This is a genomic window from Paenibacillus sp. MMS18-CY102, from assembly GCF_009789195.1.
Classification (GTDB): Bacteria; Bacillota; Bacilli; order Paenibacillales; family Paenibacillaceae; genus Paenibacillus_T.
In genome coordinates this window covers 1-16,995 of sequence record NZ_WSTC01000019.1, presented here as the reverse complement: position 1 = coordinate 16,995, position 16,995 = coordinate 1, and the positions used below count along the sequence as shown (strand labels likewise).

11 protein-coding genes, 2 tRNA genes and 1 rRNA gene are annotated in these 16,995 nt (G+C 50.4%); 2 read left to right on the top strand and 12 right to left on the bottom strand.

Annotated features, from left to right (window positions below; all coding sequences use genetic code 11):
• Positions 1 to 44: 44 nt before the first annotated feature.
• Together GON22_RS15375 and GON22_RS15370 are read right to left on the bottom strand one after the other, a co-directional pair.
• Positions 45 to 1,358, bottom strand: a complete 1,314-nt coding sequence (locus tag GON22_RS15375) for a homocysteine synthase (RefSeq protein WP_160396984.1) — start codon at positions 1,356 to 1,358, stop codon at positions 45 to 47.
• 517 nt (positions 1,359 to 1,875) lie between these two features.
• Positions 1,876 to 4,299 (bottom strand): S-layer homology domain-containing protein, encoded by a 2,424-nt coding sequence (locus tag GON22_RS15370; protein ID WP_160396983.1) that lies wholly within the window; start codon positions 4,297 to 4,299, stop codon positions 1,876 to 1,878.
• A gap of 194 nt (positions 4,300 to 4,493) precedes the next feature.
• Between GON22_RS15370 and GON22_RS15365 the strand changes: the two genes are divergently transcribed.
• The gene (locus GON22_RS15365; protein WP_160396982.1) at positions 4,494 to 5,336 is read left to right on the top strand and encodes a hypothetical protein; all 843 of its coding nucleotides are present in this window, start codon (positions 4,494 to 4,496) and stop codon (positions 5,334 to 5,336) included.
• 295 nt (positions 5,337 to 5,631) lie between these two features.
• Here the strand turns inward: GON22_RS15365 and GON22_RS15360 are convergent, their stop codons facing one another.
• The 6 genes from GON22_RS15360 to GON22_RS15335 form a co-directional block, all read right to left on the bottom strand.
• The gene (locus GON22_RS15360; RefSeq protein ID WP_160396981.1) at positions 5,632 to 7,356 is read right to left on the bottom strand and encodes an ABC transporter substrate-binding protein; all 1,725 of its coding nucleotides are present in this window, start codon (positions 7,354 to 7,356) and stop codon (positions 5,632 to 5,634) included.
• Between the two features lie 90 nt (positions 7,357 to 7,446).
• Positions 7,447 to 8,352, bottom strand: a complete 906-nt coding sequence (locus GON22_RS15355) for a carbohydrate ABC transporter permease (protein WP_160396980.1) — start codon at positions 8,350 to 8,352, stop codon at positions 7,447 to 7,449.
• A gap of 15 nt (positions 8,353 to 8,367) precedes the next feature.
• Entirely contained in the window at positions 8,368 to 9,309 is a 942-nt protein-coding gene (locus tag GON22_RS15350; protein ID WP_237179184.1) for an ABC transporter permease, read from the bottom strand.
• Between the two features lie 285 nt (positions 9,310 to 9,594).
• Positions 9,595 to 11,139, bottom strand: coding sequence for a response regulator transcription factor (locus tag GON22_RS15345; protein WP_336604321.1), 1,545 nt, complete (start codon positions 11,137 to 11,139; stop codon positions 9,595 to 9,597).
• Between the two features lies 1 nt (position 11,140).
• Positions 11,141 to 12,904: a sensor histidine kinase gene (locus GON22_RS15340; RefSeq protein WP_237179179.1), complete on the bottom strand. Its 1,764-nt coding sequence runs from the start codon at positions 12,902 to 12,904 to the stop codon at positions 11,141 to 11,143.
• Between the two features lie 73 nt (positions 12,905 to 12,977).
• Positions 12,978 to 13,817, bottom strand: a complete 840-nt coding sequence (locus tag GON22_RS15335) for an AraC family transcriptional regulator (protein WP_160396976.1) — start codon at positions 13,815 to 13,817, stop codon at positions 12,978 to 12,980.
• Positions 13,818 to 14,007: 190 nt separating this feature from the next.
• Here GON22_RS15335 and GON22_RS15330 point away from each other — a divergent pair, with 190 nt between their 5' ends.
• Positions 14,008 to 15,030, top strand: a complete 1,023-nt coding sequence (locus GON22_RS15330; RefSeq protein ID WP_160396975.1) for a lipoate--protein ligase — start codon at positions 14,008 to 14,010, stop codon at positions 15,028 to 15,030.
• Positions 15,031 to 15,183: 153 nt separating this feature from the next.
• Here the strand turns inward: GON22_RS15330 and GON22_RS15325 are convergent, their stop codons facing one another.
• The 4 genes from GON22_RS15325 to GON22_RS15310 all read right to left on the bottom strand — a co-directional run.
• On the bottom strand, positions 15,184 to 16,443 hold the full coding sequence (locus tag GON22_RS15325; RefSeq protein WP_160396974.1) for an MFS transporter: 1,260 nt from the start codon (positions 16,441 to 16,443) through the stop codon (positions 15,184 to 15,186).
• Positions 16,444 to 16,612: 169 nt separating this feature from the next.
• Positions 16,613 to 16,689, bottom strand: a tRNA-Met gene (locus tag GON22_RS15320).
• Positions 16,690 to 16,696: 7 nt separating this feature from the next.
• Positions 16,697 to 16,771 (bottom strand) — tRNA-Glu (locus GON22_RS15315).
• 100 nt (positions 16,772 to 16,871) lie between these two features.
• Positions 16,872 to 16,995 (bottom strand): 23S ribosomal RNA (locus GON22_RS15310); the annotation flags it as partial.

Here is a 16,995-nt window from a genome sequence, read left to right as displayed (position 1 = left end):
TCTGGAGCGATATAACGGCTCTCTGGTCCGTTAGAAAATCCCCCTTAAACAGACGAGCCCGATGCTGTCACAGCCGAGCGAATCGCTTGGCCCAGATCATCGAGAATATCCTCGATCGCTTCCGTGCCAATCGACAGGCGAATCAAGCCCGGCGACACGCCAGCCGCCAGTTGCTCAGCCTCGGACAGCTGTTGATGCGTTGTGCTTGCAGGGTGAATGATCAGCGACTTGGAATCGCCAACGTTCGCCAAGTGCGAGAACAGCTGCACGGAATCGATCAGCTTGCGTCCCGCTTCCAGCCCGCCGCGAATGCCGAATGTTAGAATGGCGCCTTGGCCGCGCGGCAAATATTTTTGGCCCAGCTCATACGACGGGTGGCTCTCAAGCCCAGCGTAGCTTACCCATTCGACCGAATCATGCGCTTCAAGGTATTTCGCAACCGCCAATGCATTGGAGCTGTGGCGCTCCATGCGAAGATGCAGCGTCTCAAGGCCTTGCAGCAGCAAGAAGGAGTTGAATGGCGCAATCGCAGCGCCGAGATCGCGGAGCAATTGTACGCGAGCTTTAATAATATACGCGATTGGCCCCACTGCTTCTGTGTAAACGACACCATGGTAGCTCGGGTCCGGCTCTGTCAGGCCAGGGAATTTGTCGCTCGCTGCCCAGTCAAACTTGCCGCTGTCGACGATGATGCCGCCAATGGACGTACCGTGTCCGCCGATGAATTTGGTCGCGGAATGAATGACGATATCTGCGCCGAATTCGATTGGACGAAGCAAGTAAGGGCTAGGGAACGTGTTGTCGATGATGAGCGGAATGCCATTCTCATGCGCTATCGCAGCTACCGCTTCGATATCGAGCACGTCGCCTTTCGGGTTGCCGATTGACTCGGCGAAGATCGCTTTGGTCTTCGGCGTAATCGCCGCACGGAAGTTCTCCGGATCGGAAGGATCAACGAAGTTTACGTGAATGCCCAGCTTCGGAAGCGTTGTCGAGAACAAATTGTACGTGCCGCCATATAGGCTGGCTGCCGATACGATTTCATCGCCCGCTCCGGCAATATTGAAGATCGAGTAGCTGATCGCCGCTTGGCCAGACGCCACAGCAAGCGCGGCAGCGCCGCCTTCGAGTGCAGCAATCCGCTTCTCGAACACATCGCTCGTCGGATTCATAATGCGTGTATAGATGTTGCCGAACTCTTTTAGCCCGAACAAGTTAGCAGCATGCTCCGTGTCACGGAACCCGTAGGAGGTCGTCTGGTAGATCGGCACCGCCCGTGAGAATGTAGTTGGATCGATCTCTTGGCCTGCGTGTACCGCTTGCGTCTCGGGACGCCATTGTTTTTGCTCATTGGACATGGTGGAAAACCTCCTAAAGTTTTTGCGATATGCAGGCAAGCCACGTTGAGTGGATTGTCGAGCAGCAAAAGCCGCTTCGAAAGCATTCGCCTTGTTTTTGCGATATGATTCCGATAAGACCGGGAAGCATCCGCTTCGTTTTTGGCGAATGTTAACCTGCAAAATAAAAAACGAAACCGTTTCAAACCTCCAAAAGGCTATCATCGATTTCGTCTCCAGTTCGACCGGTTAACGGGATATATGGCTTACGCGGAGCGCCTGCCAATGCTTCTACCAATATTCTCCTGCATAATCATTCGTTCTGTCAAGCCCTTGCTAGGCGTCTCTTTCCCTGCTTTAGAAGCATTCTATTCCTAACAGCGGAATGAAGTGCTCATTTCTCCTTAAATTCCGACTGGATAACTTAATATTTAGGCATCAAATATGCCCTTGCACAATTAAAGCCCCGGCAAAGAGCAACAAAGCTGCACTCCTGCCAGGGCTTATTCCTGCCTTGCCGCGTTAAGTTAAACGCCAATCATTGCGACACGACCGTAACCATCACCGCGTAGCCGCCGGAATTGTTCAAATAACCATCATCGCCAGCTGTCGACGAATCATTATAAGCGAGCAGCAATTCTCCAGTTGCCGGCGCTATTACGCTTACATGCTTGCCAAGCATGAATGGCTCGCTTAGTGTACCGTCCGCGCTCCGAATGACGCCAACGAGCGCGCCAATCGGATAGCTGCTGAACACAGCGTTTCCATCCATTTTGACCCCAAGGTCCTCAAGCGTGTTAATGTCGAGCTGCCTTCCGTCCGGATCGGTCAAATAATAGTTATGGGCATTGTAATCTCCCGTGCCTGCTGCGTTGACCATGAGCATGCCGCCCTGCTTAATGGTTATGCCGGTAGCCGTCCAGTTGTTCTTGTTCGGATTGCCCGCTGCTGGCACGTGTACGGTTTTTGTTTCGCCTACTGGAGTCGATTGGCTAGTGCTATCTTCTGGTTTGGCTGTGCCCGTATCCGGCTTGGCCTGTTCGCCTTCCTTAGCCGGGCTATCTTTCGTATCTGCATTGCCAAGCGGCTTGCAGTTGGTCTTGTCCCAGATCGGCCAGCGCTTTTCCGCTAGCGTGTATGTAATATCATCAATGAAGAAAAATTTCGGGAAATCGAGTACAGCATTCGCCTTCGCATAAGTTTCCAGCTTGAAGTCGTAGCAGCTTTGCGTAGGATCGGTGACATTCAGATGCGCACCAGCTTCTCCCGCTAAACCTGCCTCCCCTTCAACGCCGCCTAAACCATAATTGAACAAGCCGAGCAAAATGCCTACGCCTGCTCCAGCATGAAGCCCAATCTCCGCATCGGCTGTCAATTCGGAATCAAAATCAACATTCGTGACCTCATCCGTGATCATGAACCCTGGCTTCGTATATTCAAGCCCGATCGTCCTGACTGCTTCTGCTTCCATTTTGAAGGTAAGCCCGACGGTCATATCGCCTTCGATGACCAAATGTACCTCGACCACAACGCCCAGAGGGCCATATACCGGTACCGTCAATTTGCCAAGCGTCAGCTTATGGGGCTTGCCATTGGTTCCAACCCGCTTTGCTTTCGCAATAGCGCCTGCTCCCCCCGCAGCTCCGTTCGATTCAACGATAGCCGCGCCACCCTTGATGCTGCCTTCAACCCCGTCCACCGGAACGGACACGGTCAGCTCATTTTCCAAGGAATACGACATCGAGCTGTTAAATCGCTTCAAGCCGAGCCAACCCCATTTGACATCGGAATGAAACACCGGATTGCGCATCGTCATAGAGCCTTCCAGCTCGATTGGCTGGCCATCCAACTCGATTTCCATGTCGTCAAATGATAACTTGAGCCCATCATCCGTACTCACGTTCACCTTCACTCGGCCTGAAAGCGCGAGCGGCTGGCCCACTCCAGCTTTCGCTTTCGGGGACGGAAGCGAGTAGGAGACCCCTTGGCCCGCAAATTGCGGATCGATCTCGAACTGGCTTGCTGTTATTGGCACATCCTTCGTCACGTCAAGCTCCCTCAGCACGTCCTGCAATTCTGGCTCGGACGTTGCGAGAACAGCCTGGCTGCCGTTTACGCTCACGCTATCCACTCGTTTGGCAGCGCCGAACGGATACAGCTTAGATGGCGCTAGCAAAATAATTTGCCCCGCCTTCAGATCCCCCGCCTGTGAGCTGCTAAACGTAACCGTATTGCCACTGACGGTATACCCCGCAATCGGCGACTTCTCTGTCACTGGATTCACGTTGTCCGAATAGGTGACAAAATCTTTATCTTCCCGCTTATATTCCATTAGCCTCACGATAACGACCGCTGCTTCCGCCCTTGTCAGCTGGCCATCTGGCTTAAAGGTGCCGTCTGGATATCCCGTAATGAGGCCTGCGCCAGCAACTGCCGCCACCATCCCCTTCTTGCCTGCGAATAACGCGGCATCCTTGAAGGAAACGTTGCTCGCATCATCAAGCTGAAGCGCATGCGCCAGCATGCCTGCCATCTCGACGCGGTTAATAATGCCCGTAGGCTGGAACTTAGCGCCATAATCCTTGGCTGCAATTACATTCGCCTGAAGTGCCGCCTGGATAAATGGAGCAGACCAGCGCCCATTCGCGACGTCGTCAAACAATTGGCGCGCCACATCCGATACGGCGTATTTCTTCGCTCGGACGACAAGCGACAAAAACTCCTCCCGGCTAACGACTTTGTCCGGCTTATAGGTTCCATCCTCATAACCCGACACGATTCCTTGCCCAATGAGCTTCTCAATGCTCAGCTTTGCCCAGTGCTTGCTAATGTCCTTCAGCCCTGTTGTAGCAGAAGGCGTTGTGCTTGTGCTGGCAGCATAAGCCGTTGCGCCCTTCTGCGGATAGGCTCCCCCCCCTGTTGCCAAGGTTAGGGCAAGCATCGCCATAATCAATCGTTTCATCCGTTCACCTCTCTATCAGTCTACTTTCCTATTATAGAGAGGTGCTTTTGCCCTCACAAACCATATTTTAGTAATATTAAATAAAACTTTTGACCTATTACGTTGCGTGCATCCCTACATTTCTCGCCATAAGAATCTAGCCAAGGATTGTGGTAAAATACAGCTATAGAATCAGAGAGGCGGCGAACAAACGAATGGACTATACTTTTGTCATTGATCCCGGCACCTTTACCGCCTTCGCTAGCGAAGCGGACCAGATGGACATGTGCAAGCAATGGGGGCTCCTATCGGAGAAAGCTTCTAAATCGAAGGTGTATGTGTATAAAAAGAACGGCAACCACCTGCCATGCACAATTATCGGCTACGTGGATGACATCACTGCCGTCATTGAGCTGGACAACCAGCAGCGCCATTGCATTCATCCCTCCTACTTGAAGGAGATGCAAGCCGCCCAGTTCGGGCAACGCAATTCGTCGGCTTCCCTAGAGGAAGCTGCTGAACCAGTAGCCGACGCTGTAAGCTCCACAACGTCCGTTGAAGCTGAATCGGCCGGAGAGACTCCTACAACAGCAACAGCAGCAGCCGGAGACTCCTCTTCCCCTGAAGCTGTGGCGAATGAGATAGCAGAATTGCCTGTGCCATCTCTCCAAGAAACTGAGCCCACCACCGAGGCCCCAAATGAGCCTGCCCCGCTTCCGAAGGCCAAGGAGAAGAAGGGCAGAGCGCCGAAGCTTGAATTGCCAGAGGCGAAAGTCAAAATGACGGCGACCGTCAAGGAGTTTACGACGGTGCCTAACCATTTTGCGGATGAGGATGACGAGGTCATTATCTATGAAGCAGTTGCCATTCTAGAGCCTGCGCTTGAGATTGGCGATGCATGGTCCAGCCATAGCGCGACGCTTAAGAAATTGGAGCTGGAAGTCGGCGACGTGTTGACTTTCGAGGCCAAGGTCGCAGCGAAGAAGCTGACGAAACATCCTGTCCCTTACAAAATCAATAATCCATCGAAGCTGCAGAAGACACCGGGCGAGTCGTAGCTCTCTGCTTCCACTAACGGTCTTCAATCGAGAAAATAACCTTGCTTATTGCGTACTATTGCAATCTATACAATGACAATCAACCCCCTCACCTAAGATGAGGGGGTATGCTGGGTTGCGCCAAGCTAGATAACACGGACGAGTGGGCGGAGCCCCTGCGGACGGGACGTGTGCCAGTTCGTACTCGCTCACATATATCTTTTACGCTAACACATTACAAAAAGGGCCATCCCTAAGCCAACTGGCTTTCGGGATAACCCTTTTTCGCATTATGCGATACGCTACCAGCGTAAGCTTATTTGCCGCTCCACAGGTTAACGCGCTCTTGAATATACTTCGTGTACTCTTCTTCGTATTTCTTCACGTCGTTTTTATCGAGCTCTGCCATGAATGCATCCCATTTCGCGTCAAATTCGGACGGCTTGGACAAGATGATTTCTGGAATGCGTTTGCGAACGATAGGCGTCAGCTTGTTGTAGATGATATTCGCATCGGAATCGCTTGGAACCGGCAGGTTCCATGCTGCGCCCCAAGGCTTCGCTTCGAATTCCTTCTCCGACGGATAGAAGTCTTTCCACGTTGTTTTGCCGTAAGCAGCCAGTACTTTCTTGTCTTCTTCCGAATACGTTTTCTGGATCTGCTCAGGGAAGTTCGTCGTAAAGTAATTGCCCGTCGAATCTTGCACGCCATCGCCATAGTGCGGACCGTAATTGTTGTACAAGCCGATGCCCGTTGCTTTATGGAAGTTCGATGCATCATTCGTTTTTTGGTCTTGCACCGCTTGCGGAATGACACGTTTGCCGTTTTCTACGTTGTAATGCTTGCCTTCGATCCCCCAGTTAACGAGCACTTGCCCTTCATCGGAAGCGAGGTAGTCGAGCATTTGGATAATGCGCTCAGGGTTTTTCGCGTCCTTAGACACCATCAGGCCGTAGCCGCCCATGAAGCCCGTAGGTTCGAACGTATGGTCAACCGTTTTGTCGTCCATTTGAACGGAATAGAAGCCGTAGGTTGCTGCGTTTTTGCCTTCTTTCTTCAGCGAATCGATCGAAGATTGGAAGCCCCACTTCTGGTCGATTACGCCGACAACGCGGCCTTGCGCGATTTTTGCTTTGTATTGGTCTTCTTTTTGCACGAACGATTCGGGGTCAATTAGGCCGATGTCGTTCATATGGTTCAGCCAGCGGAAATATTCCTTCTCTTCTAGGCGGCGGTAGTGGAACGTTGCTTGGTACGTTTTGGGATCAATATAGATTTCGCCGTCATCCGATGCGCCCGTAGCTTGGAAAGCCGGATTCGTAACGGAAATCATGATGCGCCAGTCGTCTGCAAGCAGCGACAAGCCAAGCGTTTTCTTGCCGTCTGCCGTAGTAGGATGTTTCGCTACATAATCGGCGATTACTTTCTCATAGTCTTTTACCGTTTTGATTTGCGGGAAGCCCGCTTCTTCGACTGCCTGGTGCTGCAAGCTGAATGCGCCGCCTGCATCGAAGTACGTGTTGCCTACGCCATCATAGGTTGGAATAACGTAGATGCCTCGATCATCATTGCTCCACTTCAGGCGGTTCCAGTAGTCGCCGTACACTTTCTTCAGATTCGGGCCGTATTGGTCGATAAGATCAGTCAGGTCAAGCACTGCGCCAGCATCGACGAACAAGTTCGAGCTGCCTTTTGCAGAAATAATATCGGGATATTCGCCGCTCGCTGCAACGAGTGCTACTTTGTTTGCATCGGTTGCGAAGTCCATTTTGAGCGTAATGCCTGTTTTTTCTGTAATCCTCTTGCCGACCTCATCCTGCATTTGGTTCCAGTCCGGGCTCGGGTCAGCAGCCAGCATGGTGTAGGTGATTGGCGATTTGTCCGCTGTTGGCGTTTCCGCCGTATTTTCTGCCGTGTTCGTCTTGTCCGTTTCGTCCGCCGGTTTTTTATCTTCCTCTTTGGACGAGCAAGCTGCGAGTGATCCGACGAGCATAACGCTTGCAAGCAATAAGCTTGTTCCCTTCAAGACCTTACCTTTCATTCAAGAACCCTCCCTGAGGTAATTCATCTATTGTATAACAGGAAACCTGTTGATACCAATGTGAGCGAAGCGAGCCCAATTAATCTAGGCTTACGACTTGACCGCGCCGAGCGTCATCCCTTTAACAAAGTAGCGCTGCAGGAACGGATAGATGACGAGTATTGGAAGCGATACGACGATTGTAATCGCCATTTTGATCGATTCCGGCGAAACGCTCGTGACGAGATCCGTTATGTTTTTGCCTCGAATGTCCGACTGGTTCGTCGTCGATTGAAGCACCTTCGTCAGTTCATATTGCAGTGTAGTGAGACTCGGTGTACCGCCATTGTAGAGATACGTATCGAACCAAGAATTCCATTGCCCTACCGCCAAGAACAGCGCGATCGTTGCGAGCACCGGTTTGCAGAGCGGCAGGATCACCTGCCAATAAATTCTGAAATCCGTTGCGCCATCTATCTTCGCTGACTCTTGCAGCGCATACGGCAGCCCGTCGATAAACGACCGGATGACGAATACGTTGAACGCGCTTACGAGTCCTGGCAGGACATACACACCGAATGAATTCATCAGGTGCAGGTCACGCATCAGGATGTAGACTGGGATAAGGCCGCCCGTTACATACATCGTCAGGGCCAAGAAGGTCGATACGAACTTGCGGGCTTGGAAGTCGGGACGAGCGAGACAGTACGCTAACATCGAACCGCTAAGCAAACCAAGCAGCGTACCGATTACTGTCCGTAGCACCGAGTTCCAGAAACCCGTAACCAAGCCCTGATAAGCAAAAATCGTTTCATAATTTTTAAGTGTGAATTCACGCGGGAATATCGTTAATCCGCCGCGAACCGTATCGTTCGAGTCATTGAATGAGATTGCCAGCACGTTCAGGAACGGGTAAAGCGTTACGACGAGCACGACACACATCACGAGGACGTTTGCTGCATCAAACAGCTTATCGCTGAGCGTCGCATTGAAGTAATTATTTTTGGGCTTGCCCATAGATGGCATCCTCCTTTACATGATGCTTTCTTTCGTCACACGCTTGAATATGCTGTTGGCAACGAACAGCAAGATGACACTTACGACGGAGTTAAAGATGCTGATCGCCGTACCGAATGAGAATCGATTCAGCGCCAATCCGTTATTCAGTGCATAGAGATCCAATACTTCCGAGTAGTCGATGACTCGCGGATTGCCGAGCAGGAACTGCTTCTCGAAACCGATCTGGATCAAATGGCCGATCGACATAATGAGCAATACCGAGATCGTCGTCCGAATGCCCGGCAGCGTGATATGCCAAATCTGGCGCCAGCGGCCTGCGCCGTCGACGCGCGCTGCTTCATACTGCTCCGGGTCAATCCCCGTGATGGCTGCGAGATAGATAATCGTGTTCCATCCCATTTCTTTCCATACATCTGAAGAAGTAACGATCGTCCAGAAGTACTTGCCCTCGCCCATGAACACGATCGGTTTATCGATGATATGAAGCCCGACGAGCATGTCGTTGATGACGCCCCCGTCGATCGAAAGCATTTTCGTAACAATGCCGGCGACGACGACCCACGAAACGAAGTGGGGAAGATAAGATATCGTCTGCACGAAGCGCTTGAACACTTGATTGCGCAATTCATTCAGCAATACGGCGAATAAGATCGGTATCGTGAACCCTGCAATCAAGCTCATAAAGCTCATTGCCAGCGTATTGCGCATAACGAGGTAAAATCGATCATCGTTAAATAAGTCCACGAAATGCTTGAAGCCTACCCAATCCTGATCCCAGAATGACCGTGCTGGCCTGAACTTCTGAAACGCCATCGTCCAGCCCCAAATCGGCAGATAACTAAATACGAATACCCAAATGACGAATGGAATGGTCATGAAATACAAATACTTTTGCTGCACCATTCTGAACCAAAAGCCTTTATTTTTCGATCCTGCAGGCTTCTTCTCGTTCATTGTTATCGCTTCCATGCTAGCCCTCCTTCTCTATATTTCCCAAGTTACTCGATTGTGTGTTGAGGGCCATTATTATGGCATCCGCCTCAGTTGACTTTCCTGTAAGCGATTTCATTAGCTTGTAACCTAATGGTACACTATGGTCTGCTTCTAAACCTACCCGACAAATACGGCATGAAATACCGTACAAATTAGAGATTCTAGATATGCAAAAAACCGCCCCAACATTCGCGATGGAATGCCGAAGCGGCTAAACATGAATGAAAATCAGGACGTTCGGTAAGGCTACGACGGGCGCCCCTTGAACGCCGAGGGCGATGCACCCTCATATTTTTTGAACTTCGTGTGAAAATAATCAACGCTTGCATAGCCAACCTTCTCTGCCGCTTGATGCACTTTAAGCCCTTGCGCCAGCAGCTCCTTCGCTTTCTCAATCCTAACCTTATCCAAGTACGTATTGAAATAATCGCCCGTATGCGTCTTGAACAGCTTGCCTAAGTAACCGCTATTGTAATTGAATAGCTCGGCCATCGTCTCCAGCTTCAGGTTCTCGCTAAAGTTGCGGCGCATGAATTCTTCCATCTGCTTGACGATCGTCTCGGGGCTTCGCTCTGCCGCGTAACGAACGGTCTGCTCCATCGTTCGATTCAAATATTCAACGAGAGCCGATAAACTTTTCTGCCGGAAAATATCCGAAATCGCAGGCGCGAAAGATTGGACAGACGTATAGGTTTTCGGATTCGCGAGCGCGAGCTTCCCGAACGCTGCCGACATCATTTGTGCAAAATACGACTTCACATACTCCTCATCCAACCGTGCTTCTTTCATCCACTGGGCCACTGCCATCACCGTCCGCTCCGCGTTGTCTTTGCTTCCGATATCGAGCGCGTAGAACAGCTGGTCCGCTTGCTCCTCTAGCGGCAGCTCTTGCTGGACGTTATCCTCCTGTAACCGCTGCTTATGAATGCCGTTGCTATCTGCCGCATAAACGATACCTGAACCAAGCGCGAAACGGCGTTTAAGCCCTGCCAATGCTGTCTCATAGGAATGATGGATTTGCTGGAAGGATGCTGCCGGTTCCCCAACGGATATAAATACGGTAAAATCTTCGCCGTCGTCCGGCCGAATCGGCAATTGGCGGCCAACACCAGCTTCGGCATCATATCGCATGAGTATGCCGATATAGGGTTCCATGCCGAACACGAAGCCCTGATTGTTCGCTTTTAACTCCCTGCTCCACTTGCGTTTCAACAATCCGATGCGCCCCAGATCGCCATCCTCATCGATATCCGGCTCTGCCAGCACCACTTGAAAGCTATCCCCCTCCAAACCCAGCCGCTTCGCAATCGAATGCCATATCGCTTCATCCAACGTCTCGCCAGACGTTCCGGTTACGACAGATTGGATGATTTGTTCGTTCCGCCAAGCCATATCTGCCTCATGCCGGCGCAGCTGCTCTTTCTCTGTAATAAGGCTGTCACGAATCCGCTCTAAATTCTCGCATAGCTCATCCTCATCGACCGGCTTCAACATATATCCGTCAACGCGATAGCCAATGGCTTTCCGGGCATAATCAAAATCAGAGTACCCGCTAAGTATGAGGATGTGGCATTGGCCGTCCTTTTCCCGAAGCTGTTCAATAAGCTCAAGGCCTGTCATGCCCGGCATCCGGATATCGACCAGCATCAAATCAGGCTCTAGGCGATTTGCTTTCTCCAGCGCCTCACGACCGTTAGCAGCCGTGCCGCACACCTCGAATCCATAGTTTTCCCAAGTAATGAGCGTCGTCATTCCTTCCCGAATCGCCGGCTCATCATCTACGATTAACACTTTATACAAAGGAATCCCTCCCCGTTGGCAGCATCAGCCCAATGTAAGTCCCGTTCACGGGATCGGTCTCTAGTGTCATCTGATAAGCCTCTCCATAGGTTAACACTAATCGCTGATGGACATTTCGCATGCCGATCCGATATCCTTCACGATCCTCCATATCTTCGAGGGAAGCAAGCAATTGCTGTTTCCGCTGCTCGTCCATTCCTTGCCCGTTATCTTTTATTTCTAGCAGAAGCGTTTCTCCATCCTCTGACACATGCGTTCGAATAAGGACGCAGCCGCCTTCCTCTTTGCATTCCAACCCATGAACTACCGCATTCTCCACCAGTGGCTGTACGATGAGCGGCGGCACTCTCATAGATAACGACGATGGATCGATATCAAGCTCAAATGCTAGCCGTTCGCCGAATCGGAATCGCTGGATCTCCAGATAGCAACGCACAATTTCGATTTCGTCGCTTAGCAAGATGCTCGATCCGCCAATTTCGAGGTTTTTGCGCATAAGCGTCCCGAGCAGCTTCACCGTCTGTGCGATTTCCGTCTGCTTGTTCATATGGGCCTTCATGCGAATCGATTCAAGCGCATTAAACAGGAAATGCGGATTAATCTGGCTGGCCATCATTCGCAGCTTAATTTCTTTTTGTTTGATCTCCAGCATATTTTTTTGGCGATTCGACTCTTTCACTTCCTCCATCAAATCGCGAATGCTATGCATCATGCCGTTGAACTGGCGCGACAGCTGGCCCACCTCATCGTTCCCATCGATACGCAACGATACGTTCAGGTTGCCAGTCGTCACCTTGTTCATCTCTCTGCTTAGCACAAGCAGGCGATTAGACAACAGCTTCGAAACTAGCGAAATAATGATAACGGCAATAATGAAGCCAATAGACATAATGATGAACCCGAGCATGCCGATTCGGTTCGCATCCTTGACGATGCCATCAATATGAATCACCGAAACGATTCGCAGCCCATTGCGGCTTGAAGATGGATGCAACGATTTCACGACGACCTTCGATCGCTTGCCTTCTACTTCCGTATCATAGGTGCCATCTTTATAAGAGCCAAGCACTTTCCAAATATTAGCGTCAGCCAGCTTCAAGCCCTCATCCGAGGGGCGAGTCGATGCCACGATATAGTTGTTCTCGTCCATAATCATCGTATCGAACGGCTCATTCATAAGCATCGATGTCAATTCCGTTCGATTGAGCGAAATAATTAAAACGCCGCTGGTCCGGTATTCCAAAAAATCTACGCGCCTCACTAAGCTTAAATATTTAGTGCCGCCCGTCGTTTCATCATCAAAATAAAACCACTGGGCAAGCGAATGGTCTAGCGCCGATTTGTACCAAAATTGTTGCTGTACCGGCGCATCTGCCTGCATAAACTCCCAGTTGTTGAGCAGCGTCGGATTATCGATATAGAACCGGATGCTCTTGATCTCTGTATGCAAATCCATCGCGCTGTGAAATGCCGTAAAATCCCGATAGGCGCGAAAAACATCTACCGAGCTCATAAACGATGTATTCACGATTCGTTTAAGCTGTTCATCATACATCAGGCTATTAGACACATCAATTGGAATAGTGAGCAGATCCGACGTCCGTTGTTTAATGCGGTCAACATTGTTCAACGATTGCGCAACCGCGTCGTCCAGCGCTTTCTCACGGAACTGTGTCGTTAGAATCAGCCCAACAATGAGCACTGGAACCGCTATGACCAATACAAGCGACAGAAACAGCTTCGACCTGATTTTCATATTATTAAGCCATTTAGACACTGGGAGCATACGCATATGAGGTAACCTGCCTATTCGAGTTCGGATTAAGAGCTTAATGAAGCTTACGAAACTGCTCCGGTGTCATGCCTTCTGTTTTGCCGAATACCGCGATAAAATGGCTAACATCCCGATACCCAACAAGTTGTGCAATCTGGGTAATGGACTTGCGTTCCGGTCCGCTTATCAGCTCCTTGGCCTTCGTCAAGCGGAGACGGATCAAGTATGTATACGCTGTCATGCCAAATGCTCGCCGGAACAGCACATTCAAATATCGTGCGCTTACGCCTAGGCATTCCGCCATCTCCGGCAGCCCTAGCGCTGGATCATGAAAGTGCCCGTCGAGCCATTGCAAGAGCGGATTTAACTTCTCCATATGCTGGAACAGCGAAGCTCCTGTCCGAATTTGACCATATTTTTTTAATAGAATAAGAAAGCGGTAAAGCCCGCTTGACGCATCCAGCCCCGACCGGTCATCTGCCTGTTGCATCGCAGTGAGCATGCCTTCAAGATGGGCGCCCAGCTCATTGCCTTCGTCCCATCGAAACCACTCGGAATGGCGGAACCCCAGCTTCGTTACAAAAGCGGCCGCTTGTGGCCCTTCGAACGTTACATACACCGTAGACCACAATTCATCGCTCGAAGAGGCGTAATAATGCTTCACATGCGGAAAAAGCAGTATGCCTGTGTTAACCGGCAGCGCAAGCTTTTGGCCTGCAACCTCAATAACCCCTTCACCTTGCACCGTCTGCAACCAATGGAAACAAGGATAGCCATCCTTGCGTTCCAACGTCTCCTGGGTCGGATTATAACCAATGCTCTCGACAAAGATCGGCAGCGACGGCTCAGCTCCTGCGAACAAAAAATGCCGTTTTTGTTTTTCGGATCGATTCATCTGGACCCCTCCGCTGCCTAGCATATCATATTTGGTTGTTTAACTCCTACAGTCACCTTCCACTGCTTATGCTTCACGCGAAACGTCACCCCGTGCTCCTATGACTAGATGCGGAGTGGCCTGTATAATTCGCTCCTCTTCCCAGAATGTGATACCATCGTCTTATCGATTACATTCAAGGAGGGAACCCATGTTATTCATCGATAATCGCGGCATCACTGATCCAGCCATTAATTTAGCCCTTGAGGAGTATGTCCTCAAGCAACTGCCTATGACTGACAGCTACCTGCTATTTTATATCAACGAACCGTCCATCATCATCGGCAAAAACCAGAACACGATCGAAGAAATCAATGCCGAATATGTAGAAAAGCACGGCATTCATGTCGTTCGCCGTTTATCTGGAGGTGGGGCCGTCTATCACGATACAGGCAACCTCAACTTCAGCTTTTTGACCAAAGATGACGGCCAGTCCTTTCATAACTTCCGAAAATTTACGCAGCCCATCATTGATGCGCTTCAGAGCCTCGGCGTGAATGCGGAGCTTACAGGGCGTAACGACATTCAGATCGGAGAGCGCAAAGTGTCCGGCAATGCCATGTTCGCAACACGCGGCAGGCTATTCAGCCATGGAACACTGCTTTTCCAATCGGAGATGGACCATGTTGCCTCCGCGCTGAAGGTGAAGCCGATCAAAGTCGCCTCCAAAGCGACAAAATCTGTTCGTTCACGCGTTGCGAACATCACCGAGTTTTTGCATGAGCCGATGACGATTGAGCAATTCCGAAGCGAGCTGCTCAACCATATTTTTGGCACAGATGTTGCATCCGTTCCTCAATATGAGCTCACAGAAGCCGATTGGAAGGCCGTCCATGAACTAGCTGACAACCAATACCGCAACTGGGATTGGAACTATGGACGCTCGCCCAAATGCAATATTCAAAATGCTTATAAATTCCAGGCTGGCATTCTCGATGTTCGGCTAGATGTCGAAGATGGGCTTATTGCCACTCTTCGCATATTCGGAGATTACTTCGGCGTCGGCGACGTTGGGGAAGTCGAGCAACTGCTGCAAGGAACCCGGTATGAGGAATCCGCGTTATCCGCTGCACTCGAATCGATTGACACCACTCACTATTTCGGCAATGTGTCCAAACAGCAGTTGATCGACCTCCTATTGCTCAAAGAGCAACCTGAAGTGACTGTTGGCTAACTACATTTCACCCCGTCAAAAAAGCGGCGCAATGCAAGGCGATATCTCGCCAAACATTGCGCCGCTTTTACAACAGCTAAAGGCTATTCAACACGCTCACTGCTAGATTTGGCTCTTCCTTAACCAACGCAAGCAAACACAGTATCCATCACCTTATCCACTAGCTTTTAATCTTTTCCCCCTGCTGCCTAGAATGAATAACATCGTCCCAATCCAGCCGCAAATTGATGCTGCCACCAGCAACCCTGTCAACGAGACTGATTCCGATAACCCTGCGCTTAGAAGAGGGCCGATTGTGCCCCTAAATCCGAATAACATTAGATGAAGCCCGAACACAGTCGCTTCACGCCCCGGCACTAGCCTGAAAATAAATGACAAAATCCCTATATCCCAAATTGCTTCACCCATGCCTTGAACGCCATTGCCGATAATGACAGCACTATACGTCCCCCACAGCCCATACAACATTGGAACAATCGCATAGGCACATATCCCGGCCATTAACGTATAACGGATATCAAACCGGTCAATCATCCATCCAGCGAACAAATAAGTGAACAACAGTGCAATATAATAAGCGATTCGAGCAAAAGCAATCTGCACATTCGTCAGCGCTAGCTCATCAACTTGAATGATCTGATAGAGCGGATTAGCAAGCATATTGCCAAACCCCGCGAACGATGTCGCCAGCAGAAAAACAGCCAATATCCGGTTTCCCCTCACAAGCTTCCACTGCTCCGAAATCGAGAACTTGGCTGCTGGCTTGCTCTGTTCCTGCATAGTTACAGCCACCGGTGCTTGCTTAGGCAGTCGGATCGTACTGAAGATCACAATCGATACCGCTCCAAACAATGCAGCCGTTAGCAACGGTCCCGTAGGTCCAGCTGCATCTGACCAACTGCCCACCACATATGCTAATGGAATCATTAATGCTCCCATTGCCACACGTACATAGCCCATTAAGCGCCCTCTAACTTCACCTGGGTACATACGGGAGATTAGCGTCGCATACGCAGGAGCCTGGATGCCCATTAACAATTGAAACGCTATCGCTGTGATGACATACACAGATGGATGGGGCATTAGCGCCGGCAAAACGAGCAACAGCCTGCCAATCGTATTCGGTATAAAAAAGAATGGCCGTGGTTTCCCTCTTCGTTCAATTAAGCTCGCCCACAATGGCGAGAAGATTAACCCAATTGCAGGTGACGCAGATAATAATCCGACCTGCAAATTTGAAGCCCCTTCACGTATCGCAAATGGCATAAAAAATTGGTTTAACACGACATTGAAAATTGCGAATAACATAGAGGCTCCAAAATCGATCCGCGCATTATACCAAACACGTGCCGTCATTGCCAAGCCGAATTTTACAACGTTGTCATGACGCCGGCTCGACTCTTGTTGTTTCATGGTGATCGGTTCCTCTCTTCGGGCAATTGGCTTCCATGCCATCCATTATCATTTTCTCTCGTTAGTGTAGCCCTACTCCCTTACAGGGTCAATAGCATATATTGACCAACGCTTATGCGATTATGACAACAAAAAAAGCCGCCAATTAGGCGACTTGTCATTTATGAATTGGTTGCGGAGACAGGATTTGAACCTGTGACCTTCGGGTTATGAGCCCGACGAGCTACCGAACTGCTCCACCCCGCGTCAATAATGGTGACCCGTAGGGGATTCGAACCCCTGTTACCTCCGTGAAAGGGAGGTGTCTTAACCCCTTGACCAACGGGCCCAGATGTAAAAAGGTTACACCTTCAAAACTGGATGCGAATGATGAATCCTTAGCTTTGTCTTGCTCACGAAGTTGCGATATTGGCATTCGCCAAAACGCTTAGGATAAGCCCTCGACCTATTAGTACCCGTCAGCTGCACGCATTGCTGCGCTTCCACCTCGAGCCTATCAACCTGGTCGTCTTCCAGGGGTCTTACGAATTGGGAAATCTCATCTTGAGGGGG